Genomic DNA, 16,935 nt, shown 5'->3' with positions numbered 1-16,935 from the left:
CCTTGCAACGCGCCCTTCAGCCAAGCAAAGCCGCCATCTCGGTGATGCCCAATCGGGCACCGGCGGCCTGCGCCGCAGCCCGTTCGGCAGGCGGGAGGATGTCGGCGAGCGGCTCGTCGACCCAGTCGAACCCCTGGCTGAGCATGGCCGACGGCATGGTGCCGAACCGCTCGGCATGGTGCAGCACGGCCGCCTGCAACTGGACCGCGTCGAACGAGCGACCTAGGCGTGCCAGTGCCAGCGCGCCGAACCTGAAGGCGATCAACGCATTCGGCATGTCACGTTCCCGCAGCATGACGGTTGCCGCATGCCGCAAGGCATCGAGTACCTCGTCGGTGTGTTCGTCGGTGACACGCAGCCGCACCTCGGCCAAGACCAGACTCGACCACCCGGCCGTGAACGACTGCCCGTGCTTTCTGGCGGCAGTGGCAGCCTCGATCATGGCGGGCACATCGCCTGCCGCGTAAGCACGAACAACGAATGCGACCGCGCGAACGGTCTCGCACGCGCGAACGAGTCCGCTCAGGCCATGCTGCGAAGCGATCGCGATGCCTTGGTTGGCGGCGTCAGCGGCCAGGTCGTGGCAACCCACTTCCACCGAACAGAAAGCCAGGTTGCAGTACAACTCGGCGACGTCGACCGGATCATCGACGGGCATCTTCTTGGCCAGCCGGAACGCCTCGCTGATGATCTGTATCGCGCTGTCACGGTCGCCGCCGATGGCGACCAACGCCGTCTGGGTGACCATGGCGCGCACCCGGTCGAACACGGGAGCGTCCGGAGCTGCCCGCAACAGCTCCCACGCCAACGTGATGGCTTCCTTCTTGTGGACGTGGCGAGTGAACAACAAAGCGAGCAAACCGAAAGTGTGCAACGCGACGTCCGGGGAGTGTTCACGCAGATACGCCAACCCCGCGCGGATGTTCGGCAGCTCGCGACTGACCGCCGACATGAATTGGCCGCCGCGCCTGGTGCGTACCGCGACCACCCAACGCTCACCCAAACCCGTGACCCATTGGGCATGCGCGTGCTGGGCCGACGCGGGATCCGGGTCGATCGACTGGCAGTAGGCACGAACACTTTCCAGCATCAGGTATCGCGTCGGCATCTCACTGGTATCCGCGACAACAACGGACCGAGTGACCAATGAGGACAGAAGCTCCAGTGTCGTCTCGGTCTGCGCCGCAGGGCGGACGGCGTCCGCGGCTTCCAACGTGAACCCGCCTTCGAAAGGCCACAATCGAAGCAGCAACGCGCGGTCCGAATCGGACAGCAGGTCCACGCTCCACCCGATGGCAGCCTCGAGTGTCGCGTGCGCCGTCAACGATCCCCGCGGCACCGAACCGAGCACTGCGAACCGGTCGGTGAGCCGTTCGGCGATTTCCCCGAGCCCGAACATTCTCGCGCGCGCCGCGGCGAGCTCGATCGCCAGCGGCAGCCCGTCCAGCGCCGCGCTGATCCGGCTGGCCTGCGCCCGTTCGTCAATGGTGGGCTGCCAGCCCGGCCGAACCGCCTGCACCCGATCGACCAGCAGAGCCTCGGCGGACTTCGGCGGCAGCGGCTGGACCGCGACGGTGACCTCACCATCGATTCCGAGCGGTTCACGGCTCGTCGCCAGCACGCGCAACCCAGGACAATGGGGGAGCAACGCGACGACCAAGTCGGCGACAGCCTCGATGACGTGCTCGCAGTTGTCCAGAACCAGCAGGCCGGAGCGGTCACCGATGGCCCGGATGACTGCCGAGACCGGGTCGTCCCGCACCGCGACCAGGCCGATCGCATCGGCCACCACACTGGGCAACTCGCCGGGGTGACGCACATCAGCCAGCCGTGCGAACCACGGGTCATCCGCGTACTCGACCGCAAGCCGGGTCTTTCCTACCCCGGCCGGACCAACCAGGCTGACCAGCCGTTGTGCCCCGAACAAGCTGGCGATGGTGTCCAGCTCGGTGTCACGCCCAAGAAAGGACGTCAACGGCCGCCCACTCGGCCGCTTCCGCAGCGACGGATCCTGAGCGAGCACCTGCCGTTCCAGATCCTGCAGCTCAACACCCAGGTCAACACCCAATTCCTCAGCGAGCACGGCACGAGCCCGCCGTACCGCGGCCAACGCGTCCCCCTGCCGTCCACACCGGTACAGCGCGAGAACCAACAACGCCCAGCGTCGCTCCCGCAAAGGCGCCGCTCGCACGAGTTCCTCGAGGTCAGGCACTGCGCCTGTGGCATCACCGGTGGCCAGCCGGGCGGCGGCGCGTTCCTCCAACGCCACCTCACGCAACTCGGTCAACCGGCTGCGAGCGGCATCGACGTCGTCGGACTCGGCGAGATCGGCATACGGCCGGCCACGCCACAGCTCCAAAGCCTCGGTCAACCCGTGCATCGCCTCGCCCGGCGACAACCCACGGCCGGCCTCGATCAACTCGATGAACCGCGACGCATCGACCGTGGCACGAGCCGCATCGAACCGGTAGCCGAATCCGTCGCGCTCCAACAGGCCCCGGCCCTCCGGCCCCAAGGCCCGGCGCAGCCGGGAGACGTAAACCTGAAGTGTCGCGGCGGCCTTCGCCGGTGGCTTCGCACCCCAGACCAGCTCGGCCAGCCGATCGTCGGCGACCACCTGCCCGCCAGCGGCGACCAGAGCGGCCAGCAGCCTGCGCGGCAACGAGCCGCCAAGATCCACCCTGGTGTCCCCGACGGCGACTTCGACCGGTCCCAGCACCCGAACGACGAGCACCTCCGGAGCCTACGAGGCTGGCCCGATCGGTCTAATCGGTAGTTCCACTGAGTTTTGGGAGTTTCCGGGAACTAAAGTCCACCGCCAGCCGACTACCTCACCGTGAAGGGCCACCACATGTTCAGGCGCATGTCCGCCGCACTGCTGCTCAGCGCGACAGCGCTGCTGGTCACCGCCGCTCCCGCGCTCGCGCACACGTCGCTGAAGAGCAGCAACCCGGCGAAGAACGCGTCCGTCGCCACGCCACCGACCCAGATCCAGCTGACCTTCAGCGAGCCGGTCCAGGTCGAACCAGGCGCCATCTCGGTCGCCGGACCCACCGGCGCGCAGTGGACGGTCGGCCAGGTGACGGTCGCGAACGAGGTGGTCACCGCCCCGGTCACGCCAGTTGGACCGGCCGGCCAGTACACCATCAATTACCGGGTCATTTCGGCAGACGGCGATCCAGTGAGCGGAAAGGTGCCATTCACCCTCACGGCAGCGGTCGCCGCACCCACTACGACGACCCCGACCACCACCACTGCGCCACCCACCACGACATCGACGGCACAACAAGGCCAGAACGGCTCCGCGGTGACAACCGCTACCCCAGCCCCAGCCGCCCAGGAAAACGAAGACAGCGGCGGACTCCCGGTTTGGGTATGGATTGTCGGCGCCATTGTCGTGGTCGGCGCGGGCGTATTCGCAGGCCTCCGATTCGGCAAGGGCGGCACGGAAAAATCCTGAAAAAGCCGGAACGCGCAACCTGTCCAAACCTAACCTGACCAGCCAAAACCCTACAGCGAAAACCAGCCCATCCCCGAGCGAAGGCGCGATTTTGTGTGGAGGGGCGCCGCAAATAAGCTTGTCAGCGGGCAGGGCCGTCAGGTCCTGCCCGCGGTGTTGGTCCTGCTTTGCGGCGCAGAGGCTCCACACCAAATCGCGCCGCCCGGACCACCGACGAACACAAAATTTACACCACCGTAGAATTCTCGCTCGTGAACTCGGGGGTGAAAAACTCATATAGGGGCCCACAATCCCTCATTTTGGCCTGATGGCTCACTCACTGGTGTGCGCTGCGGCACACTGCGAATCTGGTTCTCATCTGCGGGTCACCAGGTTCGCTGTGAGTACTGGAGGTCGAGGTGACCAACTTCGCTGCTGTCAGCCTTCCGCGGGAAGAATTCGACTGCCTCGACGGTAACTCGGGCGCGAGCCCGGTGGTGCGGGTCCCGACCAGGGCACTGCGCGTTGCCGGATCGCCGAGGATCGCGGGTGAGAACCTGGAACACGTCCGGGCCCTTGCCGACGCGCCGGACGAGTTGCCGCCGATCATCGTGCACCGGCAGACGATGCGGGTGATCGACGGTGTGCATCGCTTGCGGGCGGCCAAACTCCGTAATCAGCACGACATCGCCGTCCGGTTCTTCGACGGTGACGAGGCCGACGCGTTCGTGCTCGCGGTGCGCGCGAACGTCGCTCACGGCCTGCCGTTGTCGTTGGCCGAACGCAAAGCCGCAGCCAAGAGCATCGTGATGAGCCATCCACATTGGTCGGATCGGCTGATCGCGAGCGTGACCGGGTTGTCGGCGAAGACGATCGGCGAGGTCCGCCGCAACGGCAAGGTGCCGCAGCCGGAGAGCCGGATCGGCCAGGACGGCCGGGTCCGCCCGATCAACAGCCTGGAGAAGCGCAGGCTGGCGATGAACCTGATGCGGCAGAACCCGAACCTGTCGCTGCGGCAGGTCGCCAAGGCCGCGGGCATCTCCCCGGAGACCGCACGGGCCGTCCGGGCCAGGTTGCAACGCGGCGAGGACCCGACAGTCCGGAAACCCAGCAACATCAAGAAGGTGGAGGAGCGGCGCCAGCCGCAGGCACGTGCACCTCAGCCGTTGCCGCTGCCTGACCGCGTCACGATCATGCGGTACCTGCGGACCGACCCGACGCTGCGGTTCTCCGAAACCGGCCGGACCTTGTTGCGGTTGCTTGACGTGCACGCGATGAGCAATGACAGATGGGCGTTGCTGGTCCGCAACGTGCCGCCGCACGCCAGGGGAACGATCGCCCAAGCGGCGCTGGAGTGCGCACGGGTCTGGCGCACGGTCGCCGAACAACTGGAACGCACAGCGCCCTGAGGGAGACAACGAAATGGTGGGTATTCCCGCGATCGCGCCGTACCCGCTGCCCGCGATCGCCGACCTGCCCCCGAACACCGCGACCTGGACCACTGACCCCGCCCGTGCGGTGTTGCTGATCCACGACATGCAGCGCTACTTCCTCCGGCCGTTCCCGGAAAGCGTTGCCCATCAACTCATCGGCAACATCGCGGTGCTCGTCGACCGGTGCCGTGAACTCCGCGTCCCGGTGGCGTACACGGCACAGCCCGGCGGCATGACCGCCCGGCAACGCGGGCTGCTCAAGGACTTCTGGGGCCCGGGTATGCGGGTCGACCCCGTTGACCGTGAGGTCGTCGAGCCCCTGGCGCCGGATGCCGAAGACTGGATCTTCACCAAGTGGCGCTACAGCGCGTTCCACCGGTCGAACCTGCTGGCCAGAATGCGCGAAGAGGGCCGCGACCAGCTGATCGTCTGCGGGGTCTACGCGCATGTCGGCGTGCTGATGAGCGCGGTCGACGCGTTCACCAATGACATCCAGGCTTTCGTTGTGGCCGACGCGATCGCCGACTTCACGCCCGAGTACCACCGGATGGCGATCACGTACGCCGCCGAGCGCTGTGCGGTCGTGTTGACCACCAAGGAGGTCCTGCCGTAATGGACCTGCTCGACCGGGTGCTGGCGGCCGATCCGCCACCTTTCGCGCTGCTGCACCGGCCCGCCACCATCGGCCACGACCGGCTGGACGTCCTGGTCGGTGAAATGTCCACACCGGACACCCTTGCCGACGTCCCGCTGGACCCCGACTCCGAACCTGGTCAGGAAGTCCTTGTGGTCGTGCCGTACCGGCAGATCGCTGAGCGTGGCTTCGACTGCTTGGACGACGGTTCGCCACTGATCGCGATGCGGGTGACCGAACAGGCCGTGCTCCCTGTGCACGAGGTGCTCGCGCGGATTCCCGTTGTGCCGATCAAACTCGCTGACGGGTATTTCGACGTCGACGACGAGATATACGCCGATACGGTCCGGACGATCATCGAGGACGAGATCGGCGAAGGCACCGGCGCCAACTTCGTCATCAAACGGTCGTACATTGCCAACATCACCGGATACCGTGCGGCCAGCGCGCTGACCTTCTTCCGCAGGCTCTGCGAACGCGAGTCCGGAGCGTACTGGACCTTCATCGTCCACACCGGAACGCACACTTTCATCGGTGCCACGCCGGAACGGCACGTCAGCCTGCACGACGGTGTCGCGGTGATGAACCCGATTAGCGGCACGTACCGATACCCGCCGACTGGGCCGACGCTCGCCGGTCTGATGGAGTTCCTCAGCGACACCAAGGAAAACGACGAGCTGCACATGGTCGTCGACGAGGAACTCAAGATGATGGCCCGCATCTGTGCTGAGGGAGGCCGGGTCGTCGGCCCGTTCCTGAAGGAAATGGCTCGGCTCGCGCACACCGAGTACTTCATCTCCGGCCGGTCGACGCGTGATCCACGCCAGATCCTGTGGGAGACGATGTTCGCGCCGACCGTGACCGGCAGCCCGCTGGAGAGCGCGTGCCGCGTGATCAGCAGGTACGAGCAGGGCGGCCGCGGCTACTACAGCGGTGTCCTCGCGTTGATCGGCCGCAATCCCGGCGGCTCACGGGCGATGGACTCGGCGATCATGATCAGGACGGCGGACATCGAACACACCGGCCGCGTCAAGATCAGCGTGGGCGCGACCCTTGTCCGGCACTCGGACCCACTGTCCGAAGTGGAGGAGACACGGGCCAAGGCGGCCGGGCTGCTGGCCGCGTTCGATGCCGGGAAACGCAACCAGTTCAGCGACGATCCTGACGTGCGGACCGCACTGAAGCAACGGACAATCGGCCTGGCGGACTTCTGGCTCGACGGGACGCCGATCCCACTGCCCGATCCCGGTCTGCATGGCCTCGAAGTGCTCGTTGTCGACGCCGAGGACACCTTCACCGCGATGATCGCGCACCAGCTGCGGTCGCTCGGTCTTTGCGTGCGGGTCAAGCGGTTCGACGAACCGTACACATGGGACAACGCGGACCTCGTGGTGATGGGGCCGGGTCCCGGGGACCCCTTGGACATGGCGCATCCGCGGATCGCCCACCTGCACAACGCGATCGCCGGGTTGCTGACCGAACGCCGCAAGTTCGTCGCGGTCTGCCTGAGCCATCAGGTGCTCAGCCGCCAGCTCGGGCTGAACGTCCACCGGTGTGCGGTGTCCAATCAGGGCACCCAACGCCAGATCGACCTGTTCGGTGCCCGGGAGGTCGTCGGGTTCTACAACGCCTTCGCCGCACGCAGTGACGAGGACAAAGTCGGCGAGGTGGAGATTTGCCGAGACGCCACCACGGGTGAGGTGCATGCCTTGCGCGGCCCGCACTTCTCGTCGATGCAGTTCCACGCCGAGTCCGTGCTCACCCTCGATGGGCCGCGCATCCTCGCCACCCGGATCAAGGAGGTGCTTGCTCTGTGAAGGCCACGATCGCGTGGTGGGATCTCAGCCGCTCCACCCAGACCATTGACTCCTTGCGGGATTACCTGCGCTCCGAAGGCGTCAAGCCGTGGGCCGACGTGCCCGGGCTGCGGCTGAAGTTCTGGATCGCCGACCGGGCGGGCAACAGGTGGGGCGCGGTCATGCTCTGGGAGACCGCACCCGGCCCTGACCAGCCGTTACCGCCGCACAAGGCGGCCGAGTTGATCGGCTACCCGCCGACCGAGCGGATCCGGTTCGACGTCGAGGCCTGCATCGAAGGCGTTTTCGCCGAGCCCTCGCTTTCACTGGAGCTGTTGTGAACGAGTTCGACCAGCCACCCGCTGACCCGATCGCGTTGTTCGGTGCCTGGTTCGACGCGGCCAAACAGACCGTCCGTGAACCCGGCGTGGTCGCCCTGGCCACGGCGAACGCCGAGGGCGTGGTGTCCAACCGGATCGTGCAGACGATCAAGGTCACGGACACCGGCTGGGTGTTCACCAGCCACGCGGGCAGCCAGAAAGGCCAGGACATCGCCGCGACCGGGTGGGCCTCCGGGGTGTTCTACTGGCGCGAGACAAGCAGGCAGCTGATCATCGCCGGGCCAGTGACCCGCCTGTCCGATGCGGACTGCGACGAACTGTGGTTCGCCCGCCATCCCAGCACCCACCCGATGTCGGTGGCGGCCGAGCAGAGTGCGCCGCTTGAGGATGAAGAGGCTTTGCGCGCTCGTGCCCAGCAACTGGCCGACGGCGGGCAAACGCTTGCGCGGCCATCGGCCTGGCTGGGCTACGAGCTGGTCCCGTCCATTGTGGAGTTCTGGCAGGGCAGCCCGGACCGGCTGCACAGGCGGCTGCGCTACTACCGCAACGGCAACGGATGGACGAGCCGCCGGTTACAGCCCTAGTTCGGTGAAACCTGTCGTGCTCGCACGGGCAGCGGAAGTGGGTCGCGAACCGGATCGGCTGGCAGCCTGGGCGCGGGCACTGGCTGCTCGCCCGCCGCAAGGGCACCGACCCGGCCCGCCGTCCCAGGCTAGGCACTCCGTCAGCCGAGGCAGGATCGGACAGCCTCGGCCAGGTTCGTCGCCCGCGGTTCGCCGACTCGGTAGGACCAGAGGTTCGTGATGTAGCCGAACCCGACGCCGGCATCGGGGTCCGCGAAGCCGATCGACCCGCCCGCGCCCGGGTGGCCGAACGACCCCGGCCCGGTCAACGGCATCGGCGGGCAGGCCCGCCAGAACCCCAGCGACATGTTGAACGTGCGGTCCGCCGGAAGATCCAGCCCCGGCGGCAGTCCATGCATCGGCGTCTTGTCGGTGTGGACCTCCGTCGCCTGCCTGACCGTCGCCGGATCGAGCAGCCGCACTCCGTCGACGTCGCTGACCGTGGCGGCGTACATCCGTGCCAACGAGCGTGCGTCCGTGAGCATGTTCCCAGCTGGGATCTCGGCCGCACGGTATGCGCGCAGCGCGTTGATGTCCATTGTGGGATCGAAGGCACCGCCCAGTGTGCCGGCGAGGGCGGCAGGCGAGCCCGGAGTCCACAGGGCGGTCATCCACGCGGTAACCGTGTCCGCGTCCAGGCCGGTCATCTCGATCAGTCCGGCGGTCATCTCCTCAAGGGTGAACGGCGCGGCGTACTCGATCCGGGCCACCCGTGGCTCGTGTTCCTCGGGCAACCCGATCCAGGCGCTCAGCCCGAGCGGACCAGCGACCTCCTCGGCGAAGAACGTGCCGAGTGTCTTGCCGGTGATCCGACGCACGATCTCGCCGACCAGGTATCCGAACGTCGCGGCGTGGTAGATGTGCTCTGTTCCTGGCTTCCACAGCGGTTTCTGCGCTTCGAGTGCACGGATGACGGGGTCCCAGGCGCACGCCTCTTCGAACGTCAACGGACCGTCGACGATCGGCAGACCGGCTTGGTGCGAAAGCACCCAGCGCACCGGGATCTGTTCCTTGCCGTTGGCGGCGAACTCCGGCCAGTACTTGGCCACCGGGGCGTCCAGATCCAGCAAACCACGCTGCACCAACATGTGCGCGCAGATCGCGGTGGCGCCTTTCGTTGTGGACGCGACCAAGGCGATGGTGTTCTGATCCCACGGCCGGTTCGCTTCGCGATCGGCAATGCCTGCCCACAGGTCGACGACCGGCCGTCCGTCCACGTAGACGCAGCACGCCGCGCCGACCTCGCCGGGGTTGGTGTCGAAGTTCGCGCGGAACGCGTCGGCGACCTTGCCCCAGCCTTCCGCGACATAGTCACCGGATCCGCTCGTCGCGCTGTTCTTGTCGATCTCTGAATTCGTCATGGCGATGACGATCACGGACCGCCCTGACGCCGGGCAGTCACGGCGCTGACACGGTGTCAGAGCAGCATTGTTCCGCGTGCGATGACCACGGCCTGACCGGAGACCTCGACCATGTCGATCTGGTCCGGTGTGCCGGTCACCTGGGCGTACATCTTCGAGGTCCGGCCCATCTCGACGCCTTGCTGGATCTCGATCCTGGTCCCGAACGGCACCAGGTCGTGCCGCCCGAGGTGAATCGCCAGCGGTCCGGCCGCTGATCCGGTCGCCGCGTCCTCGGCCACCCCGTACGCAGGGGAGAACATGCGCATCCGCCACTCGGTCCCCGCACCGGCGAAGCAGTTCGCCGCCATGTCCAAGTGGTCGGCCAGCATCAGCAGGTCGGGCCGCAGCGCGGACAGCGCCGCGACGTCGGGCAGGCCGACGAACACGTGCCTCGGTCCGTTCCGGTATATCTCGACCGGCAGAGTCGATGTTTTCAAGCCCAGTGCCTCGAGTAAGTGATCGGCTTTTTCGTACGGCCGCCACTCCGGAATGGGCTGCCGCATTCGTGCCCGGTGCACCTTTCCGCCGACGCGGTCGAATTCAAACGGAACAATGCCCATCCGGGTTTCAAGCAGAATGCTGTCCTTGTCGGTCAGCTCGCCGAGGACAAACGCCGTGCCCATCGTCGGGTGGCCGGCGAAGGGCAGCTCGTTGACCGGCGTGAAGATCCGAAGCCGCACGTCACCACCGTCTTCCGGGGGCATGACGAACACCGTCTCGGAAAGGTTGAGCTCGCCTGCGATGCGTTGCATCCGGTCCGGCGGAATGTCCTCCGCGTCCAGGAAAACGGCAACCGGGTTGCCTTCGAGCATCGTGTCGGTGAATACGTCGGCGACCACATAGTTGTGCATTCTTCGACGCTAGCTTCGCGGTCAGCGCTGTGTCCAACTCCGTGGTTGGACACGGTTTGACAATTTCCCGGGCCAGTCGTTACCAATATTCCGGAGGTCCGAAATGAATGACAGTGAGCTGCGGCGGATCCATCGCGCGGTCGTCGAGGACTACCTGAGCAGGCAGGGCGAGAACCGGCTGACCCGCTACCTGCTCTTCACCCCGGACGGCAGCGCCGGACTGTACACAGGGGACACCGAGCAGCCGATCGTGTCCACCGGCCACGAGAAGCTCAAGGCACACGGCGAATGGTCGCTGCGGATGTTCCCCGACTGGGTCTGGTTCAACGTCGAGATCTTCGAAACCCAGGACCCGAACCGGTTCTGGGCCGAGTGCGACGGCGAAGGCAAGATCCTCTACCCGTCCTACCCGCCTGGGCACTACCGCAACCACTTCATCCACTCCTTCGAGCTGCGGGACGGCCGGATCGCCGTCCAGCGGGAGTTCATGAACCCGTTCAACCAGCTCAGGGCGCTGGGCATCGAGGTACCGGTGATCAATCGCGGCGGCATCCCCACCTAGGAGTTGTTGTGCAGGTCGACTTGAAGGCGGCCACCGAGGCCGTCGAACTGATCACCGGCGGCTGGCGCGCGCAGTGCCTGTACACGGCGGTCAAACTCGGCATCCCCGACCTGATCGAGGACGGCAAGACCACGAACGCCCAGCTGGCCGAAGCGACAGGCGCTGTGGAGGAAGGCATTCACCGGCTGATGCGCCTGCTGGTCGCGGTCGGTGTGTTCGAGGGCGACGGCGTCCGGGGATACCGCAACACCCCGGTGAGTTCGGTGCTGCTGGACGATCCGGACTCGCTGCGTGACATGTGCCTGTTGTACGGCGAGGAGTTCTACACCGCCTGGGGCCACGCCGTCGAGTGCATCACCACACTGACCGCCGGCTTCGAGATCGCCTACGGTTCCCCGCTGTACACATACCTCAGTCAGAACCCAGAAGCCACAACGCGTTTCCAGCTCGCGATGAAAGCGGGCAACCTGTTCTTCGACTATGTCCCCGAGGTCGTCGACCTGTCCGGGAAGACCTTTGTGGACGTCGGTGGCGGACCCGGCCAGCTGACCGCGGCGATCCTGTCCGCGGTGCCGGACGCGCGAGCCATGTTGCTCGACCGTGAGCACGTGATCCCGGTGGCACGGAAGAATTTGGCGGCCTTCGACCGGGTCGAGCTGTTCGGTGGGGACATGTTCGTGGCGGTCCCCGAAGGCGGGGACGTGTACTTCCTGTGCCGCGTGCTGGCCGGGTGGAGCGACGACTCGATCGTGGGAGTCTTCGAGAACTGCCGCAAAGCGATGAACCCGGGTGGACGCTTGATCATCCTGGAGCGTGTCGTCGTGGACTCGGACTCCACGATGTTGCCCGCGTTGTGGGACCTCCACCTGCTGATGACCAACGGCGGCAGGCACCGGACGGTCGAGAAGTTCACGTCGTTGCTGGAGCGGGCCGGTCTTGAGGTCGAGCGGGTCGCGGACCTGCCCGTGGAGACCACCGCCATCATCGCCAGGCCGCGTTGACATGTGCGGCATCACGGGCTGGGTCTCGTACTCCGCCGACCTCACCACCCGCCAGTCCGTTGTGGACGACATGACTGCCACGATGTCCTGCCGTGGCCCCGATGCGTCGGGAACGTGGGTGCGTCGGCATGTGGCTCTCGGGCACTGCCGGCTGGCGATCATCGACCTTCCCGGTGGCCGGCAGCCGATGACCGTGGAAACTCCTCGCGGTGCCGTGACGCTGGTGTACAGCGGTGAGACGTACAACTTCACCGAACTGCGTCGTGCTCTGGAAGGCTTGGGGCACAAGTTCCGCACTGCCAGCGACACCGAGGTCGTGCTGCACGGCTATCTTGAGTGGGGCGCCGATCTGGCCTCACGGCTGAACGGGATGTACGCCTTCGCGATCTGGGACGAACGTGACCAGAAGCTGGTGATGGTCCGGGACCGCCTGGGCATCAAGCCTTTCTACTACTATCCGACGCCCGACGGTGTCCTGTTCGGATCGGAGCCCAAGGCGATTCTGGCCAACCCGGCCATGCCGCGGATCGTCGACATGGACGGCCTGCGCGAACTGGTCGCATTCACGCAGGCACCGCGTTGGGCGTTGTGGAAGGGGATGTACGAGGTCGAGCCCGGCCAGATCCTGACTGTGTCTCGCTCGGGGATCGCGGCGCACACGTACTGGCGGCTCGAACCCCAGCCACACAACGATTCCCTTGAGGACACAGTAGGCACTGTGCGGGAGCTGCTGACCGACATTGTCGAACGGCAGTTGGTGGCCGACGTGCCGCGGTGCGTCCTGCTGTCCGGAGGCTTGGATTCCAGTGCCATCACCGGTTTGGCATCGTCCTTTGTGGGCTCGGAGCTGCGCACCTTCTCGGTCGACTTCATCGGCCGTGAAGAGACCTTCCGTGCCGACGAGGCCCGTGACACCCCGGACACGCCGTTCATCCGTGACGTCGTGTCGATGGTCAACCCGCAGCACAAGTTCGTGACCCTGTCGTCGGCCCTGCTGGGCGACCCGGAGCTGCGCCGCAAAGTGATCGCGGCCCGTGACATGCCCATCGGGTTCGGCGAGATGGACACCTCGCTGTACCTGCTGTTCGAGTCGATCAGGGCCGAGTCCACTGTGGCCCTGTCCGGAGAGTCGGCCGACGAGGTCTTCGGCGGCTACCGGTGGTTCCACGATCCACTCGTGGTCGGTACGGACAACTTCCCTTGGCTGGTCTACCACAGTGCGATGAGCGGGGACCGGGCAGCCTTGATGTGCCCGCATCTGCGCGGTCACCTGGATATCCCCGGGTACATGGCTGCGCAGTACTCGGATGCCGTTGCCGCCGTGGAACACCTCGACTCCGAGTCTGCCTTGGAACGCCGGATGCGGACCATCTCACACCTGCACCTGACCCGGTTCGTCCGGATGATGCTCGACCGCAAGGACCGGATCTCGATGGCCGTCGGCCTGGAAGTGCGCGTGCCGTTCTGCGATCACCGGCTGGTCGAGTACGTCTACAACACACCGTGGTCGATGAAGTCCTTCGACGGCAGGGAAAAGAGCCTGCTGCGGCACGCCACGTCGCACGTCGTGCCCGGTTCGGTGCAGGCGCGGTTGAAGGCTTCCTACCCGTCGACGCAGGATCCCCGGTACAACACCGAACTCCAGGCGCAGGCCAAGGAGGTCCTCGCCGACCGCGACCACCTGGCGATGTCCCTGATCGACTGGGACTGGCTGACCGACGTGATCGCCATGGACCCGGCTTCGATGCCGAGCAACGTCCGGCGGGGCATCGACCGGGTCCTGGATCTGTACCACTGGATCGACATGTACGACCCGATAATCGATCGCCCCGATTAGTACGATCGAAAGCGTGACCGATCAACTCGAACACATAGAGGATGTTCCTGTTTTCGTTCTCGGCGCCGACGGCCCGGCCCTGGCCACCGAGAACGACGCGCTGGACCTCATCGTCGCCGCTGGGCACCACGGCGCGGACGCCAAGTGGGCGGTTGTTCCTGCCAGCAGGCTGTGTTCGGATTTCTTCACGTTGAGCACCGGGTTCGCCGGGATGATGGCGCAGAAGTTCACCAGCTACGGCGTGGGCCTGGTGATCCTCGGCGACGTCTCCGGCTACGCCAGCAAGCCCTTCCAGGACTGGGTCCGTGAGACCAACAAGGGACGGCACGTCTGGTTCGCCCGGGACAAGCAGCACCTTGCGGAGCTGTTGCGCGGCTGAGGCGACCATGAGCGCATGGAGTCCCGCTCACTCGACATAGGCCTCGACAAAGCCGAGACGTGGGACTGGTACCAGCGGCAGTGGGGCCTCAACCACGACGAGTTTTTCGCCCTCTGCAGCCGCGGTGTACGTGACGGCATCCTCTTCACCGAGGGTGCGCCTTTGCCCGGTGCGATGCGGGCCGTCAAGCGGCTCGCACGTGCCGGCCATCGGCTGCACTACATCACCGCACGCGCGTTCAACGGCGTGGCCGCCTCCGACGCGTGGCATCGGACAGCCGAATGGCTGCGGAAGTGGACCTTCCCGGTGCACTCGCTGACGGTGTCGGTGGACAAGAACTGCCGTCCAACGGATGTCTTCCTCGACGACTCCCCGCGCGTCTGCCACGACCTGATCGCCGCGGGCCACCCGCGCCCGGTGTGGTGGTCGCATTTCCCCACCCAGACCCATCCCGCCACTACGGTGTCCTCCTGGGAGGAGTTCCACACCATCGTCGAGGGAGAAGCGTGGCTCAGTGGCACGAGTTCGTTGACCCAGCGGACGTGACGGAGCGGCAGCGGCTGGCCCTGCTTGAGCAGGTCTTCGACCCCATCAGCATCCGGAACATAGACAGAACAGGAATCAAGTCGTCGTGGTCGTGCCTGGAAGTCGGCGCGGGAGCGGGCTCGATCGCCCGAGCGCTGGCGTCGCGGGCGCGTGAGGTGGTCGCCACCGATCTGACGATCGACTTGCTGGCGCCCCTGTCGGAGCTGGGAGTCAAAGTCCTGCGCCACGACGTCCTGGTCGACGACGCACCGGGGACATTCGACTTCATCCACTGCCGGTACGTGATGGAACACCTGCCGGCCAGGCAGACAGCGATAGAGCGAATGGTGTCCTGGCTCAAACCAGGCGGAACACTGCTGATCGAAGGCGGCGCCCCAACCCCGGAACTCTCCAGCCGCCCAGTGGTCGCCCGCGCCATGGAAGCCGCGCTGACAATCTACGGCCAAGGCCTGGGCTCAGAACCCCGTTGGGTGCGCACACTTCCGCAGCCGTTGATAGCCGCCGGTCTGCGCGACTGCGGCGCCGAACTCTGCGCCCCACCAGTCCAAGGCGGTACAGCGATGGCCAATTGGGTAAGCGCCACAATGCGACTGACGGACGAACGAGCCATCGCCGCGGGACTGATCACCCCCGAAGAACTGGCATCGGCGCACGCCGCCTACCGCGATCCATCCTTTGTGGACTACACATGGCTCGGCATTGCGGCATGGGGCCAGAAAGGTGAAACCTCCTAGCACGGGGAACCCGAGATGACGGTCCGATTGGCAGGCGTGCTGGAGAGCCACACGGCCATGGATTTGGTCCGGCAGGGTTTCTGGCTGCTTTCTTCGGCGGCGCCGGCGCCTACGTGTGCTATGTCGTGGCGTTGTGGCTTTCGAATGTTCCGGGTTTCAGGTGAACGCGAGAAATTGTTAGCTCACGTGTTCAATTTGCCGGAAATATTCGCCTATCGCCTGGCGTGAAGCCGTCATCCGTGGTCCGGTCCACTGTGCCCGCCACCCCAGCCACTACGTACACAGTGGACCGTCCATGGAAACGTTCCCAGCTCTTACTGCCCCGAAAGGTCGAGGACAACCCGGTCACCCCGAGCCAGCACCCGCGTCCGCTCCAACGGCGTGTCCTTGTCGTCCAACGCGATCTTGTGCCAGGCGAGCATGGGCTGGACCTGGCTCAAGTCCAGCAGCCTCGCCTCCGCCGGCGTCGCCGTCGACAGCTGGATCCGCGTGTCCACCCTGGACGTGCGCTCCGAGAACCACCGCAACGCGCTCGGCGCTCCTGGGGTTTCTGCCAGCCGGGCGATCGGGATGTGGCGCGACACCAGTCCGAATGGCCTGTGGTCGACCAGCAACAGCCTGCCGATGTGCAGTACCAGATCCCGCCGGTCGATTCCGAGGTCCGCTGCCACCTGCTCGTCCGCTTCCACCACGTCCCGGACCACGTGCACGTGGCCGAAGCCGGCTCCCGGCGACGTCGGGTCGAGGTCGAGGCCGTCCGGGGTGATCCGGCAGAGCAGCTTCGACTCCGCCACGTAGGTCCCGCTTCCCCGGCGGCGTGACACCTTTCCGGCCAGCGTCAGCTCGTCGACCGCGTGCCTGAGCGTCATCCGGGCGATCTCCAGCCTTTCCGAGAGCACCCGCTCCGATGGCAGCGCTGACCCTGGTTCAAGGGTGTCGATCAGCGTGACCAACTCTTTCTTCGCGCGCTCGGCCGCCGACTCCTGCGTGTCCTCTCCGCCCGCCGGGACTGCCTGCAGCAACGGCACCTTGGCGCCGTCCCAGGTCATCGTGAGCCTGCGGTTGCCAAGGGGCGCGGCGAGCGGCACGCTCCGGGTCGAGCGGACCAGTCTCGCGCCGTTGTCTCCTGGCACGCCGATCCGGACCACTTCGACGAGCACCGAGCGTGAGTTCTCATTGACTGAGATATCGGCGATCCGCTCGTTCTGCTTGTGCGGGACGTGCACGACGAGTGTGCGGCCACGGTCGGCGGTCGACCACAGGCCGAGCGCGGGCGGCTGGCCGTGGCCTGTCTGCACCGCACCCGCTGCTTCGGAGAGAGTGAGCGACACGGGAACTCCTTGGGGGACCTGAGGA

At 66.2% G+C, this 16,935-nt stretch carries 16 protein-coding genes; 12 read left to right on the top strand and 4 right to left on the bottom strand.

Annotated features, from left to right (window positions below; all coding sequences use genetic code 11):
* Positions 1-16: 16 nt before the first annotated feature.
* On the bottom strand, positions 17-2,734 hold the full coding sequence (locus B9C43_RS21110) for an AfsR/SARP family transcriptional regulator (protein WP_084428615.1): 2,718 nt from the start codon (positions 2,732-2,734) through the stop codon (positions 17-19).
* 129 nt (positions 2,735-2,863) lie between these two features.
* Here B9C43_RS21110 and B9C43_RS21105 point away from each other — a divergent pair, with 129 nt between their 5' ends.
* The 6 genes from B9C43_RS21105 (at position 2,864) to phzG (ending at position 8,227) form a co-directional block, all read left to right on the top strand.
* On the top strand, positions 2,864-3,460 hold the full coding sequence (locus B9C43_RS21105) for a copper resistance CopC family protein (protein WP_143446487.1): 597 nt from the start codon (positions 2,864-2,866) through the stop codon (positions 3,458-3,460).
* A 398-nt stretch (positions 3,461-3,858) separates the two neighbouring features.
* Positions 3,859-4,848 carry a ParB/RepB/Spo0J family partition protein gene (locus B9C43_RS21100; RefSeq protein ID WP_084428614.1) on the top strand — a complete coding sequence of 330 codons (990 nt, stop codon included), beginning with the start codon at positions 3,859-3,861 and terminating at the stop codon, positions 4,846-4,848.
* A 13-nt stretch (positions 4,849-4,861) separates the two neighbouring features.
* A complete protein-coding gene (locus B9C43_RS21095) occupies positions 4,862-5,485 on the top strand; it encodes an isochorismatase family protein (protein WP_084428613.1) in 624 nt (207 codons plus the stop codon).
* Positions 5,485-7,323: an anthranilate synthase family protein gene (locus tag B9C43_RS21090; RefSeq protein ID WP_084428612.1), complete on the top strand. Its 1,839-nt coding sequence runs from the start codon at positions 5,485-5,487 to the stop codon at positions 7,321-7,323. The genes B9C43_RS21095 and B9C43_RS21090 overlap by 1 nt, the downstream gene beginning before the upstream one ends.
* Positions 7,320-7,643 (top strand): hypothetical protein, encoded by a 324-nt coding sequence (locus B9C43_RS21085; RefSeq protein ID WP_033392265.1) that lies wholly within the window; start codon positions 7,320-7,322, stop codon positions 7,641-7,643. Before B9C43_RS21090 ends, B9C43_RS21085 begins: the two co-directional genes overlap by 4 nt.
* Positions 7,640-8,227 (top strand): phenazine biosynthesis FMN-dependent oxidase PhzG, encoded by a 588-nt coding sequence (phzG, locus tag B9C43_RS21080; RefSeq protein WP_200825627.1) that lies wholly within the window; start codon positions 7,640-7,642, stop codon positions 8,225-8,227. Before B9C43_RS21085 ends, phzG begins: the two co-directional genes overlap by 4 nt.
* Before the next feature lie 140 nt (positions 8,228-8,367).
* Here phzG and B9C43_RS21075 read toward each other — a convergent pair whose 3' ends face one another.
* Entirely contained in the window at positions 8,368-9,627 is a 1,260-nt protein-coding gene (locus tag B9C43_RS21075) for a serine hydrolase domain-containing protein (RefSeq protein ID WP_084429116.1), read from the bottom strand.
* A 56-nt stretch (positions 9,628-9,683) separates the two neighbouring features.
* Positions 9,684-10,520: a PhzF family phenazine biosynthesis protein gene (locus B9C43_RS21070; RefSeq protein ID WP_084428610.1), complete on the bottom strand. Its 837-nt coding sequence runs from the start codon at positions 10,518-10,520 to the stop codon at positions 9,684-9,686.
* A gap of 103 nt (positions 10,521-10,623) precedes the next feature.
* Here B9C43_RS21070 and B9C43_RS21065 point away from each other — a divergent pair, with 103 nt between their 5' ends.
* The 6 genes from B9C43_RS21065 to B9C43_RS21040 are packed head-to-tail and all read left to right on the top strand — an operon-like array spanning position 10,624 to position 15,579.
* Entirely contained in the window at positions 10,624-11,082 is a 459-nt protein-coding gene (locus tag B9C43_RS21065) for a PhzA/PhzB family protein (protein ID WP_200825626.1), read from the top strand.
* An 8-nt stretch (positions 11,083-11,090) separates the two neighbouring features.
* Positions 11,091-12,083, top strand: coding sequence for a methyltransferase (locus tag B9C43_RS21060; protein ID WP_084428609.1), 993 nt, complete (start codon positions 11,091-11,093; stop codon positions 12,081-12,083).
* A 1-nt stretch (position 12,084) separates the two neighbouring features.
* Entirely contained in the window at positions 12,085-13,920 is a 1,836-nt protein-coding gene (gene asnB / locus B9C43_RS21055; RefSeq protein ID WP_084428608.1) for an asparagine synthase (glutamine-hydrolyzing), read from the top strand.
* A gap of 13 nt (positions 13,921-13,933) precedes the next feature.
* Positions 13,934-14,299 carry a DUF4180 domain-containing protein gene (locus tag B9C43_RS21050; protein ID WP_084428607.1) on the top strand — a complete coding sequence of 122 codons (366 nt, stop codon included), beginning with the start codon at positions 13,934-13,936 and terminating at the stop codon, positions 14,297-14,299.
* 15 nt (positions 14,300-14,314) lie between these two features.
* On the top strand, positions 14,315-14,845 hold the full coding sequence (locus tag B9C43_RS21045) for a 5' nucleotidase, NT5C type (protein WP_084428606.1): 531 nt from the start codon (positions 14,315-14,317) through the stop codon (positions 14,843-14,845).
* Positions 14,806-15,579 carry a class I SAM-dependent methyltransferase gene (locus B9C43_RS21040; protein WP_160096616.1) on the top strand — a complete coding sequence of 258 codons (774 nt, stop codon included), beginning with the start codon at positions 14,806-14,808 and terminating at the stop codon, positions 15,577-15,579. Before B9C43_RS21045 ends, B9C43_RS21040 begins: the two co-directional genes overlap by 40 nt.
* Before the next feature lie 314 nt (positions 15,580-15,893).
* Here B9C43_RS21040 and B9C43_RS21035 read toward each other — a convergent pair whose 3' ends face one another.
* Positions 15,894-16,910: a GntR family transcriptional regulator gene (locus B9C43_RS21035; RefSeq protein ID WP_084428604.1), complete on the bottom strand. Its 1,017-nt coding sequence runs from the start codon at positions 16,908-16,910 to the stop codon at positions 15,894-15,896.
* Positions 16,911-16,935: the final 25 nt, after the last annotated feature.

Source organism: Kibdelosporangium aridum (assembly GCF_900176515.1).
Taxonomy (GTDB): domain Bacteria; phylum Actinomycetota; class Actinomycetes; order Mycobacteriales; family Pseudonocardiaceae; genus Kibdelosporangium; species Kibdelosporangium aridum.
This window is presented reverse-complemented; position numbering and strand designations above follow the sequence as displayed.